3 protein-coding genes are annotated in these 8,335 nt (G+C 66.9%); all 3 read left to right on the forward strand.

Annotated elements, in window-relative coordinates:
* The first annotated feature begins 127 nt into the window (after window positions 1-127).
* Complete coding sequence (locus Q4C89_RS12570) at window positions 128-2,257, forward strand: hypothetical protein (RefSeq protein WP_303102965.1); 2,130 nt, start codon at window positions 128-130, stop codon at window positions 2,255-2,257.
* Between the two features lie 341 nt (window positions 2,258-2,598).
* Window positions 2,599-5,163, forward strand: coding sequence for a DUF11 domain-containing protein (locus Q4C89_RS12575; RefSeq protein WP_303102966.1), 2,565 nt, complete (start codon window positions 2,599-2,601; stop codon window positions 5,161-5,163).
* Window positions 5,164-5,167: 4 nt separating this feature from the next.
* The coding region (locus Q4C89_RS12580; protein WP_303102967.1) for a hypothetical protein at window positions 5,168-8,335 on the forward strand (3,168 nt) is incomplete at its 3' end.

Genomic DNA, 8,335 nt, shown 5'->3' on the forward strand with positions numbered 1-8,335 from the left:
CTAGTATAAAGGGCGACTAGGTGTGGTCTTCAGTTTCACACCGTCGCTACAAGCAGCCTGGCCCGCCGCTTGAGGCTTGATTTCGCTCGGCCTTCCCGTTTTGGCCTTCGCTGCCAAGGAGTTCTCCATGAAGTTAAACAAGATGCTGGCCCTCGCCCTTTCGCTCTCCGCTGGTGTGGCGCTCGGTGCGGCTCCCCGCGCTGGTACGGCGATTACCAACCAGGCCTCGGTGGACTTCCAGGTCACCGACCCCACCGCCGCTGACCCCACTGCCCCCATCAGCAGCAGTTCCTCTTCGAACGTGGTGACCACCACGGTGGCGGCTGTGCCCAGCTTCACCATCACCCCCAACACGGGCGATACGGCGCTGACCAAGAACAACGTGCCCGCCAACACGGCCACCAGCTTTACCTACACCGTGACCAACACGGGCAACACTCCCCTGGTGGTCAACCTGACCTCGGCCGACACCGCGAACGCTCAGCCCAGTGGCGTGACGCTCTCGACCAACACCGTGACCCTGCAGCCCGGCGCTACGGCCCAGGTCACCCAGACCTACACGGTGGGCACGCCGGCCACCTACGGCCAGAATCTGATCGGGACGGCTAAGTACGACTCCACCCCCAGCGCCAACGGCACAGGCGACGATTACGTGGAAGATGTAACCGTGCGAGATCCCAATACTGGCAACCAGTCCCAGTATGTGGACAACAACAACGAAAACGTTGCCATCGTTGCTGCAGTGACCACGGCCACCCCTGGCAGCCCCGCAACTGCCGACGACACCGCGCTGCCCACCGACCCCAACAACCCCGGCATTACGCCTGTGGACACCAACAACCCCAACGGCCCCGGCACGGGCACCGGCTACGTTCAGCCTGCTGGTCCCACCGTTCCTGGTGGCGCGACCCTGCCCGGCGCCGGTACGCCCATTCAGGTGGCTCCCGACGGCAGCCAGACCGCGTACCCCAAGGCTGACAATGACGGCAACCCTGATGTGCTGAGCATGACGGGTACGGCCCCCAACAACAGCACTGTCCCTGACGACATCACCGTTGGGCCTGCCACGGTGCCCGCCACGGCTCCCGCTGGCACGACTGCCCAGCTCATCAACCCCGCTACGGGCGCTCCCTTCCAGAACGGCCAGCAGCCCGTTGATATCAACGGCAACCCTATCCCCGGCGCGACCGTGACCGTGAACCCCGACGGTTCAGTGACCTTCAACGACGTTCCCGCAGGGGCGGCCCCCGCCTACACCGTGCAGGTGACCTACCCTGACGCTGGCGCGGATGACTCGGGTACGCCCAAACAGCCCATCGATATCGCTGTGCCTATCTACAGCGGCAACGCGGGTGGCCCGGCCGCTGGTACCACGGCCCAGATTGCCAACCCCACCTACACCGTCAAGGCTCCTGGCGTCGACCTGCGGGTGGTGGCACAGGACAACGGCACCACGCTGGACGGCTCGGGTCAGACCATCAACCCCAGCACCAGTGGCACCACCAACGCCGACTTCACGACCACCGTGGAGAACACCGGCACTTACAACGACACCTTCAACATCGCTGCGGGCGACAGCAACCTGCCCGCCGGTGCGACGGTGGAGTACCTGCTCAACGGCACTGTCCTGACCGACACCAACGGCGACGGCACTGTGGACGTGGGCGCGCTGACCCCTGGTCAGACTGCCACCATCACCACCCGCGTGGTGCTGCCTGCCAACGCGCCTGTGGGCAGCAACTACGCCGTGCGTACGGTGGCGACGGGCGCTTTCTCCACCGTCACCGATACCGACGGCACCCTGTTCGATGTGGGTCTGGTGACTCCTCCCACCGGTACCCCCACCGACCCCACCAACCCCAACTACACCAGCAACCCGCTGTTCCCCATCAGCAAGGCGGTTGACCGCGCCACCGCTGCTCCTGGCGACAACGTGGTGTACACCATCACGGGCAAGAACCTGTACAACGCGCCTGCCTGCAACGTGGTGTTCAAGGAACTGGACGGCACCAACACCAACATCTTCGCCAACACCACCTACCAGACCGTGTCGGGCACGGCCAGCACGGGCACCCTGCTCTTCAGCACCGACAATGGCGTGAGCTGGTTGCCCGCGGCCCCCGCTGCTGGCACCAACCCCGCCAGCCTGTGGATTGGTGTGAACACCACCGGCAGCGACAACGCCATCACCGCCGCCGACTGCCTGCCCAGCCAGGGCACCGTCAACATCACGCTGACCATGCAGCTCAACAAATAATCCTCTCCAGGGTTGGGGAAAGTGGGTTTTCCCCTTCCTCCAACCCTTTTCTCCTGGCTTCGCCTGTCCCTTTGCCTGATCCCGGAGCCTGCTTTTAACAAAAGATTCTTCCCATTTTCCTTTTTCACCCCTTTCGAAGGAGCTGTGCCGCTGTGAATAAGCGTTTTTCTCTCGGTTTGCTACTGCTGTGGGCCTCTGCGCTGTCGCAGTCTGCTTCCCCTCTGCCCGCTGGGTTCCGCATTACCAACCAAGCCCAGGTCAACCTTCAAACCCCTTACGGGCCGGCTGAAGGGTTGTCGAACGTGGTTTCGGTCACGGTGTCGCCGATCTGCTCGGTCAGTGTGACCCCCAATGGAAGCGCCGCGACTCCGGCCTACACCCTGTCTGTTCTGCCGGGAGAAGGCACAGGTTCGACCTTCGCCTATCAGGTTCGCAACGCGGGCAACGACAACTTTACCTACGCCCTGAGCGCCCAGCAGCAAGGCGGCACGGCTCGCCCGTCCCTGACCCTGCGCGGCGATACCAACGGCAACGGACAGCTCGACAGCGGTGACGAAGTGATCAGCAGTGTCACGCTGGCGGCGGGCGCTTCGGCGCGGGTGTGGCTGGTGGCCCAGACGTCGCCCAGCGACCAGGGCAACGCCAATTTGAACCTCGTGGCCAGCTGCGCGGGCGGGCAGAGCGACACCGACAACGTTTCGGTGCTGACCGTCAGCCCGCCTCCCGTCCTTGAACTGAACAAGGTGTTCGGCGCAGAGACCCTGAAACCTGGCACCCAGACCGACGTGACCATCACGCTTCGCAACACGGGCGCTTCGGGCAGCCGGGAAGTTGTGCTGACCGACCTGCTGGCCGAGCAGGCAGCGCGGGGCCTAACCTACGTGGCGGGGAGCGCCCGGACGAGCGGGGGCACGCTGGAATACAGCGCCGATGGAGGCACCACCTGGGCCGCCGCCGAAACGCAACCGGTCACTGGCCTGCGCGTGCGCCTGCCTACCCTGGGCGCGGGGGGCGAGGTGCGCCTGACCTTCCGCGTGGAGGCCAGCGCCGCCGCCGAGAATCAGGACTTCGTCAACAACGCCGCCGCAGTCACGGGCGCGATCAGTGCCCAGGCCAGCGATACGTTGCGTGTGCAGTACCGTCCCGCCGTCGCCATCGGCCCTGTCGGTCAGCCCGAAGCCCAGGGGGACGCCGACCGTCAGACCCGGCCCTTCGCCCTGGCTGGGCAGGACATCTGCTTCGACCACACGGTCAAGAACACGGGCGACGTGCAGGATAACTTCACTGTGAGCGCTGACGTGCCCGCGGGCGTCACCACCACGGTGCGCGGTACGGACGGCGCGGCCCTGGCCCAGCCCTTTGCCCTCGCTGCCGGGGCCACCCTCCCTGTGCGGGTGTGCTACCTGCCGACGGCAGCTCTGGCAGGTGCGCCCTTACAGGCGACCGTTACGGTCAGCGGTCAGCGCGGCTCGCAGGACACCACCCTCGACGAAGTGGGCCGCATCGAAACCGCGCTGCCCCAGCTCCAGAAGTCGGTCAGCAAGGAAGGCGACTCGGCCTGGCAATTGGGTGACCGCGTGACTTCCGGCGACATTCTGATTTACACCCTGCGCGTGACCAACCCCTACAGCGGGCCGCTGACGGGGGTGCAGGTCTCCGACCCTCTGCCAGCCCGCCTGGAAAATGTCACGGCGTCGGATGGCGGCGTGGTGACGGGTGAGCCGGATGCCCAGACCGTGACCTGGAACATCGGCACCCTGGCTCCCAATGAAACGCGCACCCTGACCATTCGCGCTGCCGTCAGTGCCAAGGCGGTGGACGACGAGCAACTTCGCAACGTCTTCCAGCTGGTCAGCACCGATTTCCCGCAACCGCTCGAGAGTAACGCGGTGAGCGTGGCGGTCTGGAACACGGCCCCCGCCATCAAGAAGGAAGCCAGCCCCACCGCCGTGACGCTGGGGGACGTGGTGACCTACACGCTGACCCTGATGAACACGTCGCCCAGTGCGGCCCTCACCCGTGTCATCGTGACCGATACGCCGGACTCGCGCCTGCAGTACGTGCCCGGCACTTCGCTGCTCGACGGCGTGGCCATTCCCGACCCGACCCCCCAACCCGACGGCAGCCTGCGCTGGGATGTTGACCGTATCGGCGTCGGTGCCCAGCGCATCCTGAAGTACGGTCTGCGCGTGATGCCGGGAGCGACGGGCGACCTCAACAACACCGTCATCATGCAGGGTGAGGGGGCCACCGGACAGGCCAAAGCCGTCGCCAGCAACCGCGCCTACGCCAACATCAAGGTGCAACTGCTCAACTTTGCGCCCGTTTCGGACATCCTGGGCCGCGTCTACCTCGATCGCAACGCCAACGGCGTCTTCGACGAAAAGACCGACCAGCCCATGAGCGGCGCACGCGTCATTCTGGCGGGAGGCCGACTCTCGCTGACCGATGCGCGGGGCCGTTACCACTTCGGCAATGTGATGCTGGGCACCCAGGCCCTGCGCCTCGACCCGGCCAGTGTGCCTTACGCCAGCGCCGAAGGCAGCCCCGCAACCCGCACGCTGCAAGTGCAGGGGCTGACCACCGCCGACTTCGCGCTGCGCCCCAACCAGGGCAGCCTGGGCCGCCGCCAGAGCTGGCCCTTCGGCCCCGTCAATCTGACCAAGACGGTGACGCCCCTCCCCAGCGGAGAAGTGGCCGTGCGCCTGAGCCTGCAAAGCGCCCAACCGCTGAGCGAAGTCACGCTGACCGACGCTCTGCCCGCAGGAGCACGCCTGAGCGCCGGGACGAACACCCTGAGCGGCGCACTGCCCGCAGGCGGCCTGACCCTGGATTACCGCTATCTGCCCGCTTCGACCACCTCCGCCCTCCCACTCACCAAGCCCACCGTGGCGTGGAAGGAGTAATGCAGTGAAACGTAGCTTGACCCTCGTCACCACCCTGGCCCTGGTCGCTTCGGCGTCCGCTCAGACGACCACGCCAGTCTCACCGCTTCCTCTCATTCCTGACAGCGCGGCGGCCAGCGCAGCGGGTGAGCAGCGCGTCTCCCTGCCGTTCAGCCTCAGCGCCGACCAACTGGGCACGGCCTCGCTGCTGCTGGCCCAGGCGCTGCCTCAAGGCGTGAATTACCAGCCCGGCAGTGCCCAACTGAACGGGCAAGCCCTGCCCGATCCGCTGCGGGGACGCAGTGGCACGCTGTACTGGAAGCTGGCCCCTGAACAACTGGCCCCCCTGCTTGGGTCGGAGAGCCAGGAAGTCAGCGGAGAAATCAGCCTCGTTCTGGATGGTGCGGAAGCGGCCATTGCCACGCTGCCCGCCGCGCAACTTCAGGTGCTGACGGAAAGCGGGCAACTCAGGCCCATTCTGGGTCAACTCGACGAGCGCGACTGGGTAACGGCCAAGCCGCTGGCCCAGCCCGAAACGGTTTCGGAGAATGCCGGACGCATCAAGCTGCCGCTGGACGGCACCGACTACGCCACCCTCGACCGCATCACCATCTCGGTCGAAGGGCCGCTGGGCGAGCCGCCCGTACCCGTGGTCAACGGTCAGCCTGTGCCTGCCACCCAGGTGGGCCGCACGGTCACCGACCCCGGTCAGGGCGTGCAGCGCCTGGATTACTACGGTGTGCCGATTCGCCCCGGCGTCAACACCATTACGCTGGGCGACCAGACCGTGCGGGTGCGCCTCGCTGGGCCGATCACGCGCTACGAAATCGAACCGCTGCAACTGCGCGCCGACGGCGTGACCCCGCTGCGCCTGCGGATTCGCACCTTCGATGCGCTGGGCGTGGCGACGCAGCCCGACCGCCTGACCCTCAAGACCAATCTGGAGCCGCTGCGCCCCGACGCCTTCCCAGGTGAGGCGGGGTACCAGGTGGCGCTGAACAAGGGCGAGGGCATTCTGGAGCTGCGCCCGCAGACGACGCCGACCACGCTGGAACTGGACGTGGTGGAAAACGACCGCGTGGTGCGCCAGAGCTTCGAAGTGCGCCCCGACAGCCACGCGGTCGGCGTGGGGATGGTCAGCGCCACCCTGGGCCTGGGCGGAGAAGGCAGCCTGGGCGAGCGCCTGAACGTCGAGGCGCGGGGCTACTACGAAGGGCCCGTCGGCTCGGGCAAGCTGTATGTCGCCGCCGACAAGGACGGCCTGCCCACCACCACGGCGAATCTGCCGACCAACTCGCGCAACGTCAACTATGGGGACGCCTCGCAGGAAACCATTCCGCTGCAAGGTCAAGACCCCATTGCGGTGTCGTACGACCACCCCAGCTTCCGGGCCGAATACCGCCTCACCGCTGCGCCCGTCACCGTATTGCCCGTCAGCGAAACCCTGACCGCGCTGACAGTAACCACCAAGACCGAGCCGCGTCTGGCCGGTTTCGTGGCGCTGGTGCCGACCGACCGCATCACCGACGAGCGCCTGACGCCCAACGGCACGCGCCTGCTGCGCCTGGCGAAGGGCGACGTGGCGATAGGCAGCCAACTGCTGACCCTGATCGAAGTCGGCAGCGACGGTGAGGAGGTCAACCGCCGCACGCTGAGCGAAGGTGTGGACTACTCCTTCGACCCCGAAACGGGCGTGGTGACGCTGGTGCGCGGCCTTGACCGCATCAGCCCCAGCCTGAATGAGCAGTACGTCCTGGCGTCCTACCGTCTGCGTGACGGGGACAGCAATCGCCATCTGGCCTACGGTGCCCAGATCGAAAAGACGGGTACGACGCGCAGCGGCAGCTACAGCGTGGGCGCGGCGGTGGCCCGTGTGGACAGCACCACCACCTTCGGCGTGGCGGGCCGTTACGAACAGCCCGGCATGCAGGTCAAGGGCCGTGTGATGGCCTCGGGCGGCGTGCTGGCGACGGCCTCGGTCAGTGGCCGTCCGGCCAAGCGCCCCGAATACGGCGACCAGCCCAGCGGCGGCGACCTCTCGGTGCGCTACCAGAGCGCCGGGTACGCGGGGCTGGAACGTGGTGCAGAGGGCCTTCAGGCCGACGGGCGCTACGACCTGCCCTTCTCGCCCCGCCTGGGCCTGCGGCTTGAGGGTTCGTATGGACGCGCCCTGACGCCCGCGAGCGGCTTTGTCGGCGCACAGGTGAACTACCGCTTCCAGCCCTTCAGCGTCGGTGCAGGGCTGCGCTACGGCTTCGGCACCCAGAGCGGCCTGGGCCTCAGCGGAAGCGTGGCCTACCGCTTGGGCCGTCTGGCGACCGAAGTGGTGCACACCCAGCCCGTCAGCGGCACCCTGCTGCCCACCACCGACTTCCGGGTGGATTACCGCCTGACCGAGAAGGTGGCCCTCTCGCTGCGCGACACCTACACCTGGGGCGGGGGCAATACAGGCACCATTGGCCTCAACAGCACTGTGGGCCGCACCAACTACGTCGTCGCCTACGAACTCGCCAACAGCAGCGGGCAGGAAAACCGCGCCCGCTTCGGCGTTTCCACCACCCTGCCCCTCAGCGAGCGCCTGGGCGTGGGCCTGCGCGGGTCTTACCTCTGGAATGTGGACAGCCGCACTTCGGACATCAGCGCCGGGGCCGACCTGGACTACCGCGCCGAGACCTTCCGGGCCACCCTAGGTACCGACTTCAGCGTGACGGGCGGCAAGCTGACGACGGTCTTGCGCGGCGGAATCAGTGGCGACCTGAACCCCCACCTCAACCTGGGGGCCGACGCCACTGCCGAATTCGGGGCGCGGCAGGGGCAAAAGCTGGCGCTGGGCTACGCCTACCGTTCGGGGCAACTCAACAGTCTGGGCTACGCCCGCTACGTGGCTGGCAGCCTGGCGAACGGGGACAGTAGCTTCTCGGCAGGAGCGAGCGCCGAATACCGCCTGCTCCCGCGCCAGAACATGCAACTTGCCCTGCGCGGTGGGGCCGACATGCGCGTGACCAGTGACCGCGCCACCCTGACCGTGCAGCCCTACGCCGGGGTCACGGCGGCCTTCAACGACCGGATTCAGGTAGGGGGCTGGGGCCGCGCCCTGCTGCAACCCGCGACCAGCACCAGCTTGGTCGGTTACGGCGTCGAAGCGGGTTACCGCGTGCTGCCGGGCACCTGGCTGAACGCGGGCTACAACATC

The sequence above is a fragment of the Deinococcus sp. genome (genome assembly GCF_030523985.1).
GTDB lineage: Bacteria > Deinococcota > Deinococci > Deinococcales > Deinococcaceae > Deinococcus.